This is a genomic window from Rhizobium leguminosarum, assembly GCF_010668065.1.
Taxonomy (GTDB): domain Bacteria; phylum Pseudomonadota; class Alphaproteobacteria; order Rhizobiales; family Rhizobiaceae; genus Rhizobium; species Rhizobium leguminosarum_S.
Window position 1 is genome coordinate 46942 of record NZ_WUEN01000014.1, and the last position, 18934, is coordinate 65875.

19 protein-coding genes and 1 pseudogene are annotated in these 18934 nt (G+C 61.2%); 15 read left to right on the plus strand and 5 right to left on the minus strand.

Translation table 11 applies throughout. The features are described 5' to 3' along the window. Positions 1–15: 15 nt before the first annotated feature. Positions 16–87 (minus strand): hypothetical protein, encoded by a 72-nt coding sequence (locus GR198_RS36390; protein WP_164070061.1) that lies wholly within the window; start codon positions 85–87, stop codon positions 16–18. Further along, complete coding sequence (locus GR198_RS29035) at positions 78–464, minus strand: helix-turn-helix domain-containing protein (protein WP_164069963.1); 387 nt, start codon at positions 462–464, stop codon at positions 78–80. The genes GR198_RS36390 and GR198_RS29035 overlap by 10 nt, the downstream gene beginning before the upstream one ends. Before the next feature lie 443 nt (positions 465–907). Here GR198_RS29035 and GR198_RS29040 point away from each other — a divergent pair, with 443 nt between their 5' ends. The 9 genes from GR198_RS29040 (at position 908) to GR198_RS29080 (ending at position 10682) form a co-directional block, all read left to right on the plus strand. After that, the gene (locus GR198_RS29040; RefSeq protein ID WP_164069964.1) at positions 908–1984 is read left to right on the plus strand and encodes a nucleotidyltransferase family protein; all 1077 of its coding nucleotides are present in this window, start codon (positions 908–910) and stop codon (positions 1982–1984) included. Positions 1985–2436: 452 nt separating this feature from the next. Then, entirely contained in the window at positions 2437–3195 is a 759-nt protein-coding gene (locus GR198_RS29045) for a FadR/GntR family transcriptional regulator (protein ID WP_164069965.1), read from the plus strand. Positions 3196–3218: 23 nt separating this feature from the next. Next, on the plus strand, positions 3219–4193 hold the full coding sequence (locus GR198_RS29050) for a sialic acid TRAP transporter substrate-binding protein SiaP (protein WP_094087986.1): 975 nt from the start codon (positions 3219–3221) through the stop codon (positions 4191–4193). A 245-nt stretch (positions 4194–4438) separates the two neighbouring features. Continuing rightward, positions 4439–5011 (plus strand): TRAP transporter small permease, encoded by a 573-nt coding sequence (locus GR198_RS29055; protein WP_017957291.1) that lies wholly within the window; start codon positions 4439–4441, stop codon positions 5009–5011. 4 nt (positions 5012–5015) lie between these two features. After that, the gene (locus tag GR198_RS29060; protein WP_164069967.1) at positions 5016–6422 is read left to right on the plus strand and encodes a TRAP transporter large permease; all 1407 of its coding nucleotides are present in this window, start codon (positions 5016–5018) and stop codon (positions 6420–6422) included. A gap of 9 nt (positions 6423–6431) precedes the next feature. Then, positions 6432–7466, plus strand: coding sequence for an L-idonate 5-dehydrogenase (locus GR198_RS29065; RefSeq protein ID WP_164069969.1), 1035 nt, complete (start codon positions 6432–6434; stop codon positions 7464–7466). Between the two features lie 224 nt (positions 7467–7690). Continuing rightward, positions 7691–8398 carry a GntR family transcriptional regulator gene (locus tag GR198_RS29070; RefSeq protein ID WP_164069971.1) on the plus strand — a complete coding sequence of 236 codons (708 nt, stop codon included), beginning with the start codon at positions 7691–7693 and terminating at the stop codon, positions 8396–8398. Between the two features lie 48 nt (positions 8399–8446). After that, positions 8447–9334, plus strand: a complete 888-nt coding sequence (locus GR198_RS29075) for a dihydrodipicolinate synthase family protein (RefSeq protein WP_164069972.1) — start codon at positions 8447–8449, stop codon at positions 9332–9334. A gap of 1 nt (position 9335) precedes the next feature. Then, the gene (locus GR198_RS29080; protein WP_164069974.1) at positions 9336–10682 is read left to right on the plus strand and encodes an NAD(P)/FAD-dependent oxidoreductase; all 1347 of its coding nucleotides are present in this window, start codon (positions 9336–9338) and stop codon (positions 10680–10682) included. A 94-nt stretch (positions 10683–10776) separates the two neighbouring features. Here GR198_RS29080 and GR198_RS29085 read toward each other — a convergent pair whose 3' ends face one another. Then, positions 10777–11241, minus strand: coding sequence for an Lrp/AsnC family transcriptional regulator (locus GR198_RS29085; RefSeq protein WP_003550368.1), 465 nt, complete (start codon positions 11239–11241; stop codon positions 10777–10779). Positions 11242–11367: 126 nt separating this feature from the next. On the opposite strand from GR198_RS29085, the gene alr reads away from it, so the two are divergent. From alr to GR198_RS29100, 3 genes are all read left to right on the plus strand, one after another. Further along, complete coding sequence (gene alr / locus GR198_RS29090) at positions 11368–12501, plus strand: alanine racemase (protein WP_164069976.1); 1134 nt, start codon at positions 11368–11370, stop codon at positions 12499–12501. 29 nt (positions 12502–12530) lie between these two features. Continuing rightward, positions 12531–13781: a D-amino acid dehydrogenase gene (locus GR198_RS29095; RefSeq protein WP_164069978.1), complete on the plus strand. Its 1251-nt coding sequence runs from the start codon at positions 12531–12533 to the stop codon at positions 13779–13781. A gap of 88 nt (positions 13782–13869) precedes the next feature. Beyond that, complete coding sequence (locus tag GR198_RS29100; protein WP_164069980.1) at positions 13870–14892, plus strand: helix-turn-helix transcriptional regulator; 1023 nt, start codon at positions 13870–13872, stop codon at positions 14890–14892. 70 nt (positions 14893–14962) lie between these two features. On the opposite strand, the gene GR198_RS29105 is transcribed toward GR198_RS29100, so the two are convergent. Continuing rightward, the gene (locus GR198_RS29105; RefSeq protein ID WP_164069982.1) at positions 14963–16297 is read right to left on the minus strand and encodes an aspartate aminotransferase family protein; all 1335 of its coding nucleotides are present in this window, start codon (positions 16295–16297) and stop codon (positions 14963–14965) included. A 143-nt stretch (positions 16298–16440) separates the two neighbouring features. Here GR198_RS29105 and GR198_RS29110 point away from each other — a divergent pair, with 143 nt between their 5' ends. Next, entirely contained in the window at positions 16441–16989 is a 549-nt protein-coding gene (locus GR198_RS29110; protein ID WP_164069984.1) for a cupin domain-containing protein, read from the plus strand. Here GR198_RS29110 and GR198_RS29115 read toward each other — a convergent pair. Further along, entirely contained in the window at positions 16986–17768 is a 783-nt protein-coding gene (locus GR198_RS29115) for a pyrroline-5-carboxylate reductase (protein ID WP_164069985.1), read from the minus strand. The genes GR198_RS29110 and GR198_RS29115 overlap by 4 nt on opposite strands. A 40-nt stretch (positions 17769–17808) precedes the next feature. Between GR198_RS29115 and GR198_RS29120 the strand changes: the two are divergent. After that, positions 17809–17950, plus strand: a pseudogene (locus tag GR198_RS29120) (SDR family oxidoreductase); the annotation flags it as partial. Positions 17951–18055: 105 nt separating this feature from the next. Continuing rightward, positions 18056–18910 (plus strand): hypothetical protein, encoded by an 855-nt coding sequence (locus GR198_RS29125; RefSeq protein WP_164069987.1) that lies wholly within the window; start codon positions 18056–18058, stop codon positions 18908–18910. Positions 18911–18934 lie beyond the last annotated feature (24 nt).

Genomic DNA, 18934 nt, shown 5'->3' on the forward strand with positions numbered 1-18934 from the left:
GTAAATTTGGGCGGTTTACAGACTGGGAAGATTTAAAGGCTGGGTCCTGTATAGTACAGGGCTCAGTCCTTTGATCTTCAGCCTGATGCGGTCTTTGTTGTAAAGCGGATATGGTTCTCAACTAACGGCTGGACGGCTTGCGCCTTGTCGGCGTTTGATCTTCCCAGCGCTAAGGCCCTCCAGTTTTTTAGGTAGGCGTTCTCCATGCGCATATAAGCCAGCTCCGCTGCAAGCTCTTCGCGGCTCTTGGCCTCATCGCTCTGCAGTCCATCCGTTCCAATGTCTGTGATGGCTGGTTCTGGCATCGATCGGGTTTTCCCACTCCGGCGCGGGGCCAAGGCTTCAATCCCGCCGCGCTCGTATTGCCGCTCCCAATCCGACAGGCAGTCAGCACCGCGAATGTCGAAGAGCGCAGCTGCCTGTCGAGGCGACAGTCCATCCTGATAGCCTGAAGCGGGCATCATAGCGGCTGAATTTCCCTCCCAGGCCCAGCCACGCCATGTGCCGCATGGATCGCTACCCACTTGCGAACCTTCGAATGGTCCAGCCCGAAACGTAAGCCGACCTCCCGATAGCTTCGCTCGCCGTCGCCGTAAAACTCAACGACGCACTGCTTGAACGATAGGGCTGTAGTGAAACCCCTGAGGTCGGATGTCCAACTTTCGGGGGTCAGTTCATTTCGGCAGGGTTTTTATGTCGGCCGACATGAGTGCGCCCTGGTTATAAGTTCTTGGCAGAGACTTATAACCTGACAGCGACAAAGGGCATTATAAGGTTTTGGCAGGGACTTATAACTGCGTGTGTGAGATGAGCGAAGACGACTTGCTTCGCAGAAGGCGGGAGCGCTTCGAAGAGGCGATGGCCGAAGTTGACGCCCAGGGCCGCCGCGCTCGCGAAGGAGATGCCAATGATGAAAGAGATCGACATCAGTTATCGGACGATGTTCGCGGAGTTGGCGCAGCGGACGCTCGATGCCCAATTCGCGGCAGACTTCCCCTTGGAGGGATGGTTTGTGACTGTGACCGTCAAAGATCGCGACTATTGGTATTTCGATCTCCCTACTCCCGAGGGCAAGGACAAGCGAAGCTATGTCGGCCCCGCGAGCGACGAGGCGATCACGGAGCGGGTGAAAGCTCACAAGCAGATCAAAGACAATATCCGGGAGCGGAGACGCATGGTTAGCACGCTGCGCCGTGCTGGCCTTCCGGGTCCCGACGCCTTCGCGGGCGACGTGACGAAGGCGCTTGCTGACGCCGGATTGTTCCGTCTCCGTGCAGTCCTGATCGGGTCGGTGGCTTTCAGCACCTATGCAGGAATGCTAGGGGTCCGGCTACCCTCGTCGGCAATGCAGACTGGCGATGCGGATTTCGCGCAGGACTTTGCGATTTCAGCCGGGGTTGGAGACAGTTTGCCGCCCGTGCTAGAGGTCCTGCAGTCAGTCGATCCCGAGTTTCGGCCGGTACTGCACCAGGCGGACAAAGCGAAGGTGGAGGTATTCCAAAATGCCAAGGGCTACCGAGTGGAGTTCCTGACCGGAAACCGGGGATCGGACGAATACACGGGCAAGCCGTCTCCTATGCCCGCCCTTGGTGGCGCGTCGGCGGAAAACCTGCGGTTCTTGGATTACCTGATCTATGAACCTGTCCGAACGTTGCTTCTCTTCCGCGAAGGCGTAAACGTCCTCGTTCCCGCTCCCGAGAGATATGCCGTCCACAAGCTCATCGTGTCCTCAAGAAGGGGCACAGACACTCTAGGGCGCGTAAAGGCGGACAAAGACTTGACGCAGGCCTCGTTGCTCTTCCAAGCCCTCGTGGAGACGCGCCACGACAGCGAGCTGGCGGATGCTTGGGAGGAAGCATGGGATCGCGGGGATGCCTGGAAAGAGGGCATCGTCAGCGGCCTATCGAGACTGCCCAAGAACGGGGTGAAAGCCCTCGAAAAGGTTCTCGGCTCCGATGTCATGGAAACCCTGATGAAAAAGTGATCGAGCACGGAACCAGCCCGTTTCCGTCTCAGAGGGCAGCTTTCGGCTACCTTCCTATAAGGAAATGATTCGCCGTGCCCATCGATGCATTCCAGGTTGTGCCACAGGGCCTCCCGCCGAATTGTTTTCACCTGATCGGAACACAGCTTCGCTTTGTGGATGAAATCTTGCTCCACGAGAAACGACACCATTTTGTCGTCCTCGCAAAGGCTCCGTAGGTCCGTCGCTGCCTTCATGCCGCAATAAAAAATGTAGAGAGAGGGGAGGGTCGCGCAAGGGACAAAGGAAACCCCCGCTCGGGTTTTTTGCGTGCCCGGCTCGGTCTATGCTACCCTCCTTCCAAGTTTATGCGGCGGATTGACGCACAATCACTGGGGTGATAACTGTAGATTAATTGGTCAGGCCAGTTGACCAGTCTGCGCGCTTGAGGAGAGCTCGCCGGGGAGGCCACGATGTTTTCGCCTGTTGAATCACGCCGTCTTTACCGACAGGTCGCCGATCAGATTCGCTTGATGATCGCCAGCGGCGAGCTTGCCGTCGGCCAGCGGCTGCCGGCCGAGCGCGACCTGGCGGATCAACTGTCGGTCTCACGCCCAACAGTCCGCGAGGCGCTGATCGTCCTGGAGGTCGAAGGCCTCGTCAACATCCGCATGGGATCCGGCATCTATGTGGTGCGCCAGCATGCTGCGACCGTCACTGGGGCCGAACGAGAGCCGGTGGAGGGCCCGTTCGAGCTGCTGCAGGCGCGCGCCCTCATCGAATGCGCCATCGCCGAAGAAGCTGCAGGCCGCGCCAAACCGGACGATATCGCTCTGCTCGATGAAGCTCTGACGCGCATGGGTGGTGTGGTCAACGATGCGATCGCAGTGCTCGATGCCGATCGCGCCTTCCACACCGGCATTGCCGCCATCATTGGGAATGCAACATTGATCCGCGTGACGGGCGAGATGTTCGACATGCGCATGACCCCTTATTTCGCAAGGCTCGCCAGCCACTTCGAGGGGCCGACAACATGGCGCAGCGCCCTGGACGAACATCGCGCCATTCGCGACGCGATCGCCGCCGGCGATGCAGCCGGCGCCAAGGCGGCCATGCGCGCCCATCTCACCATGTCGCAGAAGAGGTTTTCCGAGAGCTTCGGGGAGGAGTTCTCGGGGGAAGAGGAGCGCGGACGCACCAAGCGGCCGTCGAAAGGAACTGCCAAGACTTAACCCAAGCTCGGGAGGAGAGAGCAATGAAAAGCAGACTGGCAACGATACTTTGCACTGCAGCCGCGATCATGGCGAGCAGCGCGATCGCGCAGGCCCAGACAGTGCTGAAGTGGGCACATGTCTATGAAACGTCAGAGCCGTTCCACACGGATTCCGTCTGGGCCGCAGAAGAGATCAACAAGCGCACCGACGGGCGTTACAAGATCGAGGTCTATCCGGCATCGCAGCTCGGCAAGGAAGCCGACATCAACCAGGGCCTCAAGCTCGGGACCGTCGACATCATCATCTCGGGATCGAGCTTTGCGGCCCGCGACTACAAGCCGATCGGCGTGACTTACTTCCCCTATATCTTCCGCGGTCCCGATCACCTGATCGCCTACACCAAGAGCGATGTCTTCAAGCGTCTTGCCAAAGGCTATGAAGACAAGACCGGCAATCACATCGCTGCCGTCAGCTATTACGGCACGCGCCATACGACATCAAACAAGCCAATTGCCAAATGCGCCGATATGCAGGGCTTGAAGATCCGGGTGCCTGACGTTCCGGCCTATCTCGCCATGCCGCGCGCATGCGGTGCCAACACCACGCCGATCGCCTTTGCCGAAGTCTATCTCGCTTTGCAGAACGGCACGGTCGAGGCACAGGAAAACCCGCTGACGACAATCGAGGCGAAGAAGTTCTACGAAGTCCAGAAGAACATCATCCTCACCGGCCACATCGTCGATCACCTCAACACCGTGGTCTCGAAGACACGGTGGGCGAGCCTTTCAGACGAGGACAAGAAAATCTTCGGCGAGGTCATGCAGGAGGCCGCCGAGCGCACGAGCAAGACGATCGCCGGCAAGGAAAACAGCCTCATTGCGACCTTCAAGGAAAAGGGTCTTAACGTCGCCGAGGTCGACAAGGCCGATTTCGAAAAGACCGTGATGGAAAACGTCAAGTTCGAGGATTTCGGCTACGAGAAAGCCGATTGGGAAGCAATCCGCGCGATCCAGTAAAGCCTGGCAATTACGGTTGCCCCTCACCCTAACCCTCTCCCCGCCCGCGGGGCGAGGGGACGTGCCCAGCGAGGCGTGCGTGGGACGGAAAGGTCGCGGCATATCCCCTTCGCCCCGTTTACGGGGAGAAGGTGGCGGCACCCGGATGAGGGGGCAGGCGCCCGCCGAGCGCAAGACGATGTCGACACGAAGGGCACGCGCCCCACACGCCGCGCCCTTCTTCCCCAACTGGAACAGAGCCGATCATGTCGCAAGAAATTCATACGCAAATCACGGCCGAAGAAATCGGTCACGAGTTCGAAGGGCACGCGCCGACCGCAAACGTTTCGGATTATGCCATCGAAGACTGGATCACGCTGATCGTTTTCTGGCTGATGGCGGGTTGCGTCTTCCTGCAGTTCTTCACGCGCTATGTGCTGAACGACAGCTACGCATGGACCGAGGAGATTGCGATCAACTGCCTGATCGGGGTCGTCTTTCTCGGTTCCGTCATGTGCGTGCGCACCTCGCGGCATATCCAGGTGGATGTGTTCTATCACTATATGCCGGCAGGTCTGGCGCGCGTGCTCGCCACTTTCGTCGATATCGTTCGCATCGGCTTCTTCGCCTATGGCTGCCATCTGATGTGGCGTTACGTCGACATCGTCGCGGACGAACAGATGGTCACCATCGACCTGCCGCGAAACATCGTCTTCTACTCCGTTCTCGTCGCCTTCGTGCTGATGCTGATCCGCGCGATCGTCGTCTTCATCGCCAACATGCGCCGCGGCTACTCCGTTCTGGAGCGTCCCGAAGAATTCCAGACCATCGAGGGTTGATCTGATGCTACTGCTTCTTGGCTCGTTTCTGGTGCTGATGCTGGTCGGGGTGCCCGTTGCCATCTCGATGGCCGTCGCATCCGTGCTCTACATCGTCCTTTACGGCGTTGCGCCCGACATCATTGTCGCCCAGCGCATGATCGCCGGCGTCGAAAGCTTCCCGCTGCTCGCCGTGCCGTTCTTCATCCTCGCGGGCAACCTGATGAACTCGGCCGGCGTCACCGGCCGCATCTATTCCTTTGCCGTCGCTCTCGTCGGCTGGATGAAGGGCGGTCTCGCGCAAGTCAACATCATCGGTTCGGTGATCTTCTCCGGCATGTCCGGCACAGCGCTTGCCGACGCAGCGGGTATCGGCACGATCGAGATCAAGGCGATGAAGGATCACGGCTATCCGGTCGAGGCCGCGGTCGGCGTGACGGCGGCTTCGGCAACGCTTGGCCCGATCTTCCCTCCATCGCTGCCTTTCGTGATCTACGGCATGATGGCAAACGTCTCGATCGGCGCTCTTTTCATGGCGGGCATCCTGCCCGGCATCGTCATGACGCTCTTGATGATGATCACCGTCGCCGCTTTTGCCTATAAGAAGCGCTGGGGCTCGGACGCGCCGTTCGATGTGAGGCAGCTGCTGTCGGCGGGGATGGAAATCGTCGTCGTCCTGGCGGTGCCGCTGGCCATCTATCTGCTGATGCAGGCGGGCGTATCAATGAATGTTGCGGCGGGCATTGCCCTTGCCCTGCTTCTTGCGCTCGACTGGTATTTCCGCTTTTCCGCCGTCATGGCGCTGATGACGCCCGTCATCCTGATCGGCGGCATGACGATGGGCTGGTTCACACCGACGGAGGCCGCCGTCGCGGCCGTCCTCTGGTCTCTGTTCCTCGGTCTGGTGCGCTACCGCACGATGACGCCCTCGACGCTCGCCAAGGCAAGCTTCGATACGATCGAGACGACGGCATCCGTTCTCTTCATCGTCACCGCGGCATCGGTTTTCGCCTGGCTGCTGACGGTGAGCCAGGCAGCCCAGCTGCTGTCCGATGCGATCCTGTCGATCACCGACAATAAATGGGTTTTCCTGATCCTCGTGAACCTGCTGATGCTCTTCGTCGGCTGCTTCCTGGATACGATTGCGGCCATCACCATCCTCGTGCCGATCCTTCTGCCGATCGTCCTGAAGTTCGGGATCGATCCCGTCCAGTTCGGTCTCATCATGACGCTGAACCTGATGATCGGCCTGTTGCACCCACCGCTCGGCATGGTGCTTTTCGTGCTGTCGAGGGTTGCGAAACTCTCCGTCGAACGCACGACCATGGCGATCCTGCCCTGGTTGGTGCCGCTCTTCCTGGCGCTGATCCTGATCACCTTCGTGCCCGCCATATCGCTGTGGCTGCCGGAGCAACTCGGGCTGCTGAGATAGGAGCGGAAGATGCGGACACGTGTGGCACGGCTTTACCAAAAGGGCGACCTCAGGATCGAGATCGCCGCGGTTGCGGCCCCCGGTCCCGGCGAGGTGCTTCTCAAAATGGCGGCCGCAGGGATTTGCGGCTCCGACCTGCATTATTATCAGGACGGCGGCTTCGGGCCGGTCAGGGTTCGCGAGCCGATCATACCCGGCCACGAGGCCTCGGGAACCGTAAGCCAAACAGGCGAGGGCGTCGATCTGAAGGCCGGCACGCTGGTGGCGGTCAATCCCAGCCAACCCTGCGGGCATTGCGAATATTGTCAGAAAAACATGCCGATCCACTGCCTGGAAATGCGCTTCATGGGCAGTGCGATGCGTCTGCCGCATGAGCAGGGCATGTTCCGGGAATGGCTGGTGGTGCCGGCCAAGCAGTGCTTTGCGGTCGGGGTTGCGACAACTGCTGCGGAAGCGGCCTGCAGCGAGCCGCTCTCCGTCTGCCTGCACGCGGCATCGCGCACAGGAGATATCACGGGCAAACGCGTGCTGGTCACCGGAGCCGGCCCGATCGGCGCCCTGATGGTTGCCGTCGCCTCCTATCATGGCGCAAGCGAGATCGTGGTGACCGATCTCGCGGATGCGGCGCTGGACAGGGCCAAAGCGATGGGCGCCAGCCGCACGATCAATGTTTCCAAGAATGCCCAGGCACTTGCGGAATACGAGGCGGGAAAGGGCTATTTCGATCTCGTCTTCGAATGCTCGGCCGCCGCTCCGGCCATCCGCGGCGCGATTGCCGCCATCAGGCCGCGCGGAACGATCGTGCAGGTCGGCGTCACGGGAGATGTCCCGATCCCTCTCAACGCCATCGTCGGCAAGGAGCTTCAACTCCACGGAACGCAGCGCTTCCACGAGGAGTTCGGTACTGCCGTCGAGCTGATCTCCAGTCGCAAGATCGATGTGCGGCCGATCATCAGCCACAGCCTGCCGCTCGAAGAAGCCACCGCCGCCTTCACCCTCGCCGGCGATCGCGCGGCTGCCTGCAAGGTGCAACTGACCTTTTAGAGCGTGTCGCTGACGTCATACCTCTTGCCCCGGTGGGTCGATGAGCGACCAGAGGTCGCCGGTCGACTTGCCGACGCAGCATTGGCTGCGCCGTTAAGGCAGCAACCTTTCCTGAGCCGAACCTGCTTTGTTCCTGACCGAGCGAGCGGATTCGATTCCGGACTCTCAGGAAATTCTTGACGTCTATCTTATGTCTACATAATGTCTTTCAAAAGGATTATGAGATGGACGATGACATTGTCTCCGAGATCGGCAACCCCGATCGCAAAACGAATCTGAGCCTTACGCTCCGCAGACGCATCCTGACGATGGAACTGCCGCCGGGTGCGGTGTTGGACGAGGTGGCGCTGAGCGAGGAGTTTGGATTATCCCGCCCGCCGGTTCGCGAGTTGATGCGGCAGATGGCTGGCGAAGGCTATATCGAGCTGGAAGCCAACCGGGCGGCGCGTGTCAGTTCGATGAGCTACCAGTCGCTGCGCGACTTCTTCCTTCTTGCGCCGATGATCTACATCACCGCCAACAAGCTGGCGGCCGAGAATGGAACGCGCGGGCAGCTCGACGTGCTCAAGCAGATGCAGCAGTCGTTTCGAAAGGCCGTCGACAATTGCGACGTCGAGGGGCGCGTCTTCTACAACGACCAGTTCCACCGCCAGATCGGCGAGATGGCGCACAACATCTATCTGGTTCCGAGCTTGCGGCGACTGCAGATCGATCACGCACGCATCGGCAAGGTCTTCTACAAGCACCCGAACACGCCTCGCATGCAGGAAGACCTCGAGCTCGCCACGCAACAACATGACGAGATGATCGATGCCATCGGGAAACGCAATCCCGACGCAGCCGGAGAACTGGCGCGGCTTCACCTCGAGCTTTCACGACGAAACATGGCCATGTACGCGGCCCCAGAGGGTCTGGAGACGCCGAGCCTGTAGGACCCTTCGGCTCGACCTTTCAGAAGCCTAACGCGGGACACCAAACGAATGTCTGACTTCCAGTTTCCAGGACTGAATCTTGCGATCACAACGCCGTTCGACGATGCCGGACGCATCGACTACGGCAGGCTCGAATATAATGTCGAACGTTACCTCTCAGCAGGCGTCAAGAGCTTCCTGTTCAGTTCCGGCACCGGCATGCACGTCTACCTTTCCAAGGAGGAATCCGAGGAACTGATCCGGCGCGGAGCGCGGATCGTCAACGGACGGGCAAAGGTGATTGCGCAGACGTCCGCTCTCCTCGTGGAAGACGTCGTCGAGCGTACCATCCGCGCGCGCGACGCCGGCGCCGAAGGCGTCATGGTTCTTCCGCCCTTCTTCGAAGGACCGACCGACGACCAGGGCATCGTCGATTTCTACAGCGAGGTTGCGAAGGCCGGTCTTCCGGTGATCGGCTACAACGTTCCTCAGGCGATCGGCGTCGCCGTCACGCCCGAACTTCTCGACAGGCTGAGCGAAATCCCCGGCTTCTGTGCCGTCAAGGACAGTGGCGGCGATCTTGGAAAGCAGGCAGCACTTATCCGCACCGGCCGTTTCGTCATGAACGGCGCTGACCCTCTCGTTCCCTACGCGCTCTATGCCGGATGCGACGGCCTGATCTGGGGTGGGGCGAACTTCGCTCCGAAAACCTGCGTCGCCCTCGTCGAGGCCGCCACTGAGCACAGGTGGGACGAGGCTCGCGCGCTCTGGAAAATCTTGGAGCCGTCGATGGGGCTGATCTGGGAAGGCGATTACGTCCAGTCCGTCTATGCGGCGGCAGATCTGGTGGGCTACGGCGCCGGCGTTCCGCGAAAACCGCTGCGTGAGCTTACCCCAGAAAAGCTTCCGGCCATCCGGCGCTCCCTCGAAACGCTCATAGAGCGAGAAGCGATCTGACGTGACCCAGGCATCGAGGAGCGTCTTCGTTGCATCCAGGCTTCCGAGACGCGCAGGCGTTTCGGGCTGGGTAGCCACACTTGCGCCGCGCACGCCACAGCCCGCGCTGAACGGACCTGTCATTGCGGATGTCGCGATCATCGGCGGTGGTTTCGCGGGGCTTTCCGCGGCCCGGCGCATCTCACGCCTGGACCCGACCGCGCGGGTCGCCGTCCTTGAAGCGGGTATCGTTGGCGAGGGGCCGGCGGGCGCGAATTCGGGCTTCATCATCGACCTGCCGCACGAGGTCTCGTCCGACGATTTCAGCGGAGAGTCGGAGGCCAGGTTCAGGCAATTCGTGCTCATTCAGCGCTCGGCCATCGCTCTGGCGACCGAGATGGCGACCGAAAACGGCTGGGGCAAGGAGGTGTTCGATCCCTGTGGCCGATACAGCGTCGCCATCAGCGCGGAAGGCGACAAGCACCTCGATGACTATGCGCAGCAGCTTACGAAAATGGGCGAAGATCATCGGCTCCTGAGCGCCGGGGAGATCGGCGCCGTGACGGGATCGCCGGTCTACACCTCCGGTCTGTTCACGCCCGGCACGGTCATCGTGCAGCCCGCCGCCTACATACGCGCGGTCGCCGACTGTCTGAAGGAGCCTGTCACCCTTTACGAGCAGACGCCGGCGCTCTCGTTCGAGCGCTCCGGTACGGGTTGGCTGGTCAAGACGCCGCAGGGGTCCGTGCAGGCGGCGAAGATCATCATGGCAAACAACGGACATGCGGAAAGCTTCGGCTTCTTCCGTGGGCGCCTGCTCCATATCTTCACCTACGCCTCCCTCACCGAGGTGTTCGACCCCTCGCGCCTCAGTGGAGAACAGAAGTGGGCCGCCACGCCCGCCCTGCCGATGGGAACGACCGTCCGCCGCATCAGCACCGGCGCCGGCGACCGAATCCTGGTGCGCTCGCGCTACAGCTATAATCCGAGCATCGCAGTCAGCGACGCCGCGATCCAGCGGGCCGGCCGCCTCCACGACGGCAAGTTCTCCAAACGCTTCCCCACCCTTGGCGGCGTCGGGATGCAGTATCGCTGGGCCGGCGCGATGGCGCTCACACGCAATCATGTGCCGGCATTCGGCGAGATCGAGCGCGGCGTATTCGCGGCATGCGGCTGCAACGGCCTTGGAGCGTCGAACTCGACAGCATCAGGGATCGCGGCGGCGGAGCTGGCGCTCGGACATGATTCCGAACTCGGCCGCGTCTACGCGCGCCTGGCTGCCCCGACGGCATTGCCGCCTCAGCCTTTCACGACGATCGGAGCAAAGATCCACCTCGCCTATCGCGAGTGGAGCGCGGGATCCGAGTGATAGGCGGGCTCTCCAATCTGCGCCAGCGGCGCAGTTGACGATACAGCGAGGCTGGCCATGTGCGATCTGGCTGGATGCGCGGGTGGTTCGCGGTTCAGCGCCTGCCCCTCGTGCGCGTCGCCAGAACATTGCGGATCGAGAAGCTGGAATGGATCCTGAGGACACCGGGCAAGGTCGACAGGATCTCTTTGTGGATCCGCTCGAACTCGCCCGCATTGGCGACCTCCACGCGCAGCAGATAGTCGGAACCGCCCGTCATCAGAAAACATTCCCGGATCTCGGGATGCCGGCGGACCGCCGCCTCGAGGCGGTCGAGATAGTCCTCCGTTTGTCGTTCGAGGGTGATGTTGATGATCACGGCGATCATCTCATCCGCATTGCCGGTGTCGACCAGCACCGTATAGCCGCGGATCACGCCTGATTTTTCCATGATCTTGATGCGCCTGAGGCAGGCCGAGGGAGAGAGACCGATCTCGGCGGCGAGCTTGGCATTGCTCATGCGGGCATCGAGGCGCAGCAGTCTCAGAATATTGCGATCGATCGCGTCGAGAGCAGGCATAGTGGATCATTCCAAATTTTTATCGATTATGCGGATAATAGGCAGATCATGCAATAATCAACTACTGAATAGTCGGCAATTTCGCTCATTATTTCATAAACTACCTGAGATCGAAAAGGGGTGGACATGGATAGCGATATTTTGGTTTCCCGAACACGCATTGCGACGACCACGCCGGGAGCCACCGGCTATCTGACAATCGATCTTGCCGCCCTTGGCCGTAACTATCGCAAGCTCGTATCGATGCTGACGCCGGTCCGCGCCGGCGCCGTCGTCAAGGCCGACGCCTATGGCCTCGGCGCCGAACGGGTGGCGAGAACGCTCTACGGTGAAGGTTGCAGGCATTTCTTCGTCGCCCAATTTGTCGAGGCCTTGAGGCTCCGGCCGGCCCTTGCTCAGGACGCTCAGATTTTCGTGCTGAACGGTTTGCAGCCGGGCAACGAGATCGCCTGCGCCGAGATGGGCATTGTCCCGGTTCTCAATTCGCTGGCGCAGTGGCGGCAGTGGTCGGCGGCCGCGCGCATTCTGAAGCGCTGCCTGCCGGCCGTCCTGCAATTCGACACCGGCATGTCGCGGCTCGGTTTTCCCAGGGAAGAGCGAGCAGAGCTGGCGGCGGCTCTTCGCGATGGCAGCAATGTCGAAATCCTGTTCATCATGAGCCATCTGGCTTCGGCCGATGACATGGGCAGCGAGCAGAACGGCGAACAGTTTGCCGAGATGTCCCGCATCGCCGACGAATTTCCCGGCTTCGACATTTCCTTCGTCAATTCCGGCGGCGTTTTCCTGGGCGAGGCCTATTACGGCGTACTCGCCCGCCCCGGCATCGCGCTTTATGGCGGCGCTCCGAACGCCGGCGAGAAGAACCCGATGGAGCCGGTCGTCAGCCTCAATGTCGCCGTCGTGCAGACGCGCACCGTACCGGCGGGTGCGAAGGTCGGCTATGGCGGCGCGCATGTCACGCAACGGGAAACCCGTCTCGCCACCATTGCCGCCGGCTATGCCGATGGCCTGCCGCGATGCCTCAGCGACCGCGGCGCCGTCTATTTCAAGGGCATCCGCCTGCCGATCGTCGGCCGCGTGTCGATGGACAGCACGACCGTCGACATCACAGCACTGCCCGAGGGCGCGCTGACCTTCGGCAGTCTCGTCGAAGTGCTTGGCCGCCATCAGACGCTCGAGGATATCGCCCGCGACGCCGGCACCATTTCTTACGAAATCCTAACCGGCCTGGGCGATCGTTACGACAGGCAATATCGCTAAGAGCCGGCGCCTCCATCATTGGGAACATCATGAAGGTCATCGTTCTAGGAGCCGGCATCGTCGGCGTCACATCCGCTTATCAGCTGGCCAAGGCCGGCCATGAGGTCACGGTCGTCGACCGGCAGCCGGGTCCGGCGCTGGAGACCAGCTTTGCCAATGCCGGCGAAGTCTCCTTCGGCTATTGCTCGCCATGGGCGGCGCCCGGCATTCCCATGAAGGCCATGAAGTGGCTGTTCATGAAACATGCGCCGCTCATCCTGCGCCCGAAACTCGACATGGCCATGCTCTCCTGGATGGCCAGGATGCTGTCGAACTGCACCTCCGAGCGTTACGCGATCAACAAGAGCCGCATGCTGCGCCTTGCCGATTACAGCCGCATCGCGCTGGCCGATCTTCGCGCCGAGACCGGCATCGCCTATGATGAACGCATGCAGGGAACCCTGCAGCTGTTTCGCACGCAGCAGCAGCTCGAGGCCTCGGCAAAGGATGTCAAGGCGCTGGCTGCCGACGGTATTCCCTATGAGGTGCTGGACCGGGATGGCTGCATCCGCTTCGAACCAGCGCTGAAGCATGTGCGCGACAAGATTGTCGGCGGTCTGCTGACGCCGAAGGACGAAACCGGCGACTGCTTCAAGTTCACCAATGCGCTGGCGGCCAAAGCCGAGGCGCTCGGTGTCCGTTTTGCTTACGGGACGACGATCAAGGCGCTGGATGTCGAGGCCGGCCGGGTGCGCGGGGTCATCACCGATCGTGAGCGGATGAGCGCGGAGGCGGTGGTGGTCGCGCTCGGCAGTTATTCGCCGCTGCTGCTCGCGCCGCTCGGCATCAGGCTGCCGGTCTATCCCGTCAAGGGCTATTCGCTCACCATCCCGATCACCGATGCGTCACGCGCGCCGGAATCGACCGTGATGGACGAGACCTACAAGATCGCGATCACCCGGCTCGGCGATCGCATCCGGGTCGGCGGCATGGCTGAAATCTCAGGCTATACCAACGATCTCGGCCTGGCCCGCCGCAGCACGCTGGAATATTCGGTCACCGATCTCTTCCCCGGCGGCGATATTTCCAAGGCCTCCTTCTGGTCCGGCCTGCGCCCGATGACGCCGGATGGCACGCCGGTCATCGGCCCGACAAAGGTCGCCGGCCTCTTTCTCAATACCGGTCACGGCACGCTCGGCTGGACCATGAGCACCGGTTCGGCGCGGCTTATCGGCGATCTCGTCGGCGGCGGCCAGCCGGAAATCGATGTGACGGATCTCGCAATCGGCCGCTACGGCTGAAACCGCCCCCGGGGCAACACTAAAGGAGGGATGAACATGATTGCGCAAATCCATTACCACTTGTGTACATCGTCTTTCGAGGTCACGAATGTCCGCTAATTCTCATATACAAAACGATGGCAGCCTCGCCCGACAGCTGGCGGTGCAGAGCATGTTGTTTCGGGAAACGGCGCACAGCGGAACGGACCCGGATGAACTCTCGGAAATATTGTCTACGCCAACCTCCCCGATCAAGGTTGCGGCGGAAGGCAATATGCCGATTGCATACCACTGCAATTTCGTCTCCGTGGGAGAAGAGGTAACGGTAGCCGACTGTACCTACGAAGGCACAATCCTGATCAGGCGGGAGGCGCCCAGCGATAGGATGATCGTTTTTCTACCGATGGCAGGGAACGCATCCTTCGAAGGCATGCGGGAGCAAATCTATTCCGTTCCTGCTCGTGGTACGATCCTTGAGGCAGGTCGTGCCGCGGGTGCCCGCCTGTTTGGGCCCCGCCGTCATTTCGGCCTGTTCGTCGATCAGGCGAAGATCATTAGCCACCTGACGCATATGTTCGAACGAACGATCAGTGGCGACATCGATTTTCATCCTCACATCGATTTGACGACTGGTCCGGGGCTGGTATTGCAGCAACTTGTCTCGAGCCTCCATCGCGGTCTCAGTGGGAACGGACCGTTGCAACGGTCGCCGCTGGCCGCCAACTCGCTCTGCGACGCGGCGATCTATCTGCTTCTGGAGACCTGTCCTAATCGCTATTCGAACGAGCTTGCACTCCCTGCTCCGGCGCCAGCCCCACGCCATGTGAAATGGGCCATCGACTTCATGCAGGAACACATCGCCGAGCCGATTTCGCTCAACGATATCGCGATGGCAGCAAAGGTCAGCGTTCGGACGTTGCAACAGGGTTTCCGGCAGTTCAGGGGTACATCCCCGATGGCCTATCTGCAGGAACTTCGGATGGTTGCCGCCCATCGCGATTTGCTCGAGTCTGACGCCAAGCAAGGCATCGCCGACGTCGCGCTGAGATGGGGGTTTACGCATCTGGGGCGCTTTGCAGCGGAATACAGGAAGCGCTTCGGCCAGTTGCCATCACAGAGCTTGAAGCGCTGAGAGCCATCTCGGTGTGCCTGACGGCTCCGTCGACGATGGATCAGACGTCCGATCGCCGACGGGAACGGGCCTATGCGGCGCGCTTCAGGGCATCACTGAGCGTCGAGACGATCGTGTCGATCTGGGTTTTCTCGATAATGAGCGGTGGGGAGAGGGCGATGATGTCGCCGGTCACCCGGATCAGCAGGCCCTTGTTGAAGCAGTCGACGAAGATTTCGTAGGCGCGGGCTCCCGGCGCGCCGTCACGAGAAGCCAGTTCGACTGCGCCGACCAGTCCGAGATTGCGGATGTCGACGACATGAGGCAGGCCTTTCAGTGAATGGAGAGCCTCCTGCCAGTACGCGGCCAAATCGGCTGCGCGGGTCAGCAGGCCTTCCTCCTCGTAGATCTCCAGAGTAGCGAGCCCGGCTGCGCAGGCGACCGGATGGCCGGAATAGGTGTAGCCATGGAAGAGTTCGATCGCATTATCAGGTCCGACCATCAGCCCGTCATAGACCTTGCGGCTGGCGAAGACCGCGCCCATCGGGATCGTGCCGTTGGTGATGCCTTTTGCCGTGGTGATCAGGTCGGGCACGACGCCGAAGTAGTCGGTTGCGAAAGGGGTGCCGAGACGGCCGAAGCCGGTGATGACCTCGTCGAAGATCAGCAGAATCCCGTGCTTGTCGGCGGTTGCGCGCAGCTTCTCCAGATAGCCGTTCGCAGGCAGAACCACGCCTGCCGATCCCGACATCGGCTCGACGATGACGGCGGCGATGGTTTCGGCGCCGTGCAGTTGCACCAGGCGCTCGAGATCGTCCGCCAGTTCCACGCCGTGAGCGGGAAGGCCCTTTGAAAATGCATTGCGCCCGATGTCGAGCGTATGGCGCATATGGTCGGCCGGTATTTGCGGGAAGACCCGCCGGTTGTTGACGAGACCACCGACGGAAATGCCGCCGAACCCAACGCCATGATATCCCTTCTCACGCCCGATGATCCGCGTGCGAGTGCCCTGGCCGATCGCCCGCTGATAGGCGATGGCGATCTTGAGCGCCGTATCGACCGATTCCGAGCCCGAGCCGGTGAAGAAGATCCTGTCGAGCTTGGCTTGCGGGCCGCCCGGCGCGTTTGCAGCCAGTTTCGAGGCGAAGTCGAAGGCGATCGGATGCCCCATCTGAAAGGTTGGCGCATAGTCCAGTGTTGCAAGCTGTCGCTCGACGGCCTGGGCAATCTTCTTGCGGCCGTGGCCGGCGTTGCAGCACCAGAGCCCGGCCGTGCCGTCAAGCACCTGATTTCCGTCGATGTCGGTGTAGTACATTCCCTCGGCTGCTGCCAGAAGGCGCGGCGTGGCCTTGAATTGCCGGTTCGCGGTGAACGGCATCCAGAAATTTTCGAGTACGGGCGCGTTCGTTTTGCTGAGCTGGTCCATCCTGGCCTCCTTTGGGGTGGCGCCGAGAATGGCAATTTCTCCCTTTCAAACAAGTCCTTTTCTTTGTCGGTGCAAGCTATTGAAATTCAATGGATGGAAAGATATGATTTTGGATATTCTGGACAACACAAACGAACCACATCATGTCAGTCGATATCGGCAACCGTCTTCGCCATCTCCGCATCGCCCATAAGCTTTCCCAGCGTGAGCTCGCCAAGCGCACCGGAGTGCCCAATTCGACGATCTCGCTGATCGAATCGAACGCCTCCAACCCGTCGGTCGGGGCCTTGAAGCGAATCCTGGACGGCATCCCCATCGGCCTGGCGGAGTTCTTCGCCTTCGAGCCCGAGCGTCCCAGGAAGGCCTTCTATGCGGCCGAGGAGCTGGTGGAGATCGGCAAGGGCGCCATTTCCTACAGGCAGGTCGGGGAAAACCTGTTCGGGCGCAGCCTGCAAATCCTCAAGGAATGCTACCAGCCGGGCGCCGATACCGGAAAGGTTCCCCTTGTTCACGAGGGGGAAGAGGGCGGGATCGTGCTCTCGGGAAGGCTCGAGGTGACGGTCGATGACGAGCGGCGGATCCTTGCAGCGGGTGACGCCTACTATTTCGAAAGCAGGCGCCCGCACCGCTTCCGCTGTGTCGGACCGGTGCCCTGCGAGGTCATCAGCGCCTGCACGCCGCCGACTTTCTAGTTCTTGCCCTCGATGCGGGCAAGCACCCCGTCGAGTGCGGCGGTCAGCGCGGCAAGGCCGCCCTTCTTCTCGAAGTCGGAGAAAACCTGCTCGTTCAGCCCGCCCTTGGTCGCGAATTCGCGACTCAGCGCGCTGAACGGTTCGTTGCCGGGGCTGTTTGCTTTCTGCGCGAGGCTTGCAAAGAGCGGGGCAATGTAGGCCTGTCCCTTCGCCTTTTCGAGGCCGCTTCTTTCCAGCCAGACGGCAACCTGCTCCATGATGCCGAAATAAGTCGACATCATTGCGCTCGCTGCCGCGAGAAGATCATATTCCTTCCTCGACTGGCATTGAACGGCCGTTCCGAGCGTGTCGAACAGCGCGGCGACAGCGGTATCCGGCGGATAGATGGCAGTGACGCCTTGCCGGCCTGCGACGAAGGGCAGGGGGATCGCCTGCACCAGATGCACGTCGGCGCCGATCCATTCGGACAGGGCCTGGCGCTCCGTCGCCGCAACGAGGCTGACGACCATTTGGCTATCCCTGAACGATAGCGCGCGCACGACCTCCTCGGCGACCTGCGGCCGTATTGCCAGGAACACCATGTCGCTGCGCTCGACGACGTCCTGGTTGTCCTTGGCAATTCTCACAGTGGCGAATTCGTCGACCAGCGTCGCGGCGATGTGAGCGCTTCGTGGAGACACGTGAATTTGGGAGGCATAGGCCGGCTCGGTGAGAAGCCCGCGAACCATGGCCTCGGTAATCGCGCCGGTGCCGACGAAGCCGATACTGTCGATTTTCATTTGATTACTCCGCAGCCCGCAGCGGGCCCAATGCGACATCCCTGTGCCGAACCACATCACCTACAAACGGCAAGACGGCGGTTACCGCCTTCACCCAGAACTTCGCCTGCGACTATGCACCCGACAAGATCGGGGTCAATGCCGTCTGCCCCGGCGAAATCCATACGCCGATGCATGACGCCGTTATTTGCGCGCTGGCGGATGCCTGATCCTGCTTTTGTTTCGGATTTCATCCGGTTACAAGGCGAGGAGGCTGCGAACATTCGACAGAACGGAAGGCATCGATCTTGAATCTCCTGCGTCGCGCGCTCTTGGCGTCCATCGCGGCGATGATCGGTTGGAAACCATCATCGTCCAAGGAAATCAGCCCGGCCTCCGGCGAAACGGCAATCCAAACCGAGGCGGAGGAATCGTCGGTGACGCCCCGGCATGTCTTATGTTTCCTCGGCAAGGGACGTGACCTCAGCCCCTTGTCCGATGCGGCATCGCAGGCAATCCGTGACTTCGCCACGGGCTTCAGCATCGACGAGGACTATTCCCAGGCCGAGCCTGATGACCGTATGAGCCAGTCATTCGCCGTGTGCTGGGATCGGGTCGAAGCCGATGCGTGGAGCCCGGCAGACGAAGATGCCGTCTCCGATCATCAATCGGTCCTCTATGTCCTTGGGCCGAGCATGCCACAGGCGGAGACGGTGAAGGTTTCGATGCTGGCGCTGCGCCTCGTCGAACGGCTGATCGGTGCGGGAGCGGTTGCGGTAAAGGGCGAAAGCGCCGGCATTGCCCATGGCTTCGACCGGTGGAGAGAGCTGATCCGGCAAGGCGCCGAGGCGGTAAAGGCCGCCGACCCGCTGGCCCAGCAGCGGATCGGCCGACTGGCCTTTGCGAAGCGGCCGCTATCGGTTCCGGGGTATCTGGAGAGCGTCGGTTTCCATCTCGTCGGATTGCCGGAGGTCTATGTGCCTGAGACGGCCGGCAGCGAAAGGCAGATCGTCGCCATCATGGATGCGGTTGCCGACGAGATCGCGCGGCGGGGCCTCGAGCCGACGCTCAAGGAGCGCCGTGCAAGCCTCTCCTTCGATTCGACTTACGAACCGGATGAGTTCAAGTTCAATCCATACGGCATAGTCAGGCTGCCCAAGTGAGCCTGGGCTATCGTCCACAAGGCT

Bases quoted from the DNA above. Each gene is read 5' to 3' on its own strand.
- GR198_RS29035 (WP_164069963.1), bottom strand. From the start codon at position 464: ATGATGCCCGCTTCAGGCTATCAGGATGGACTGTCGCCTCGACAGGCA.
- GR198_RS29040 (WP_164069964.1), top strand. From the start codon at position 908: ATGATGAAAGAGATCGACATCAGTTATCGGACGATGTTCGCGGAGTTG.
- GR198_RS29045 (WP_164069965.1), top strand. From the start codon at position 2,437: ATGTTTTCGCCTGTTGAATCACGCCGTCTTTACCGACAGGTCGCCGAT.
- GR198_RS29050 (WP_094087986.1), top strand. From the start codon at position 3,219: ATGAAAAGCAGACTGGCAACGATACTTTGCACTGCAGCCGCGATCATG.
- GR198_RS29055 (WP_017957291.1), top strand. From the start codon at position 4,439: ATGTCGCAAGAAATTCATACGCAAATCACGGCCGAAGAAATCGGTCAC.
- GR198_RS29060 (WP_164069967.1), top strand. From the start codon at position 5,016: ATGCTACTGCTTCTTGGCTCGTTTCTGGTGCTGATGCTGGTCGGGGTG.
- GR198_RS29065 (WP_164069969.1), top strand. From the start codon at position 6,432: ATGCGGACACGTGTGGCACGGCTTTACCAAAAGGGCGACCTCAGGATC.
- GR198_RS29070 (WP_164069971.1), top strand. From the start codon at position 7,691: ATGGACGATGACATTGTCTCCGAGATCGGCAACCCCGATCGCAAAACG.
- GR198_RS29075 (WP_164069972.1), top strand. From the start codon at position 8,447: ATGTCTGACTTCCAGTTTCCAGGACTGAATCTTGCGATCACAACGCCG.
- GR198_RS29085 (WP_003550368.1), bottom strand. From the start codon at position 11,241: ATGCCTGCTCTCGACGCGATCGATCGCAATATTCTGAGACTGCTGCGC.
- alr (WP_164069976.1), top strand. From the start codon at position 11,368: ATGGATAGCGATATTTTGGTTTCCCGAACACGCATTGCGACGACCACG.
- GR198_RS29095 (WP_164069978.1), top strand. From the start codon at position 12,531: ATGAAGGTCATCGTTCTAGGAGCCGGCATCGTCGGCGTCACATCCGCT.
- GR198_RS29100 (WP_164069980.1), top strand. From the start codon at position 13,870: ATGTCCGCTAATTCTCATATACAAAACGATGGCAGCCTCGCCCGACAG.
- GR198_RS29105 (WP_164069982.1), bottom strand. From the start codon at position 16,297: ATGGACCAGCTCAGCAAAACGAACGCGCCCGTACTCGAAAATTTCTGG.
- GR198_RS29110 (WP_164069984.1), top strand. From the start codon at position 16,441: ATGTCAGTCGATATCGGCAACCGTCTTCGCCATCTCCGCATCGCCCAT.
- GR198_RS29115 (WP_164069985.1), bottom strand. From the start codon at position 17,768: ATGAAAATCGACAGTATCGGCTTCGTCGGCACCGGCGCGATTACCGAG.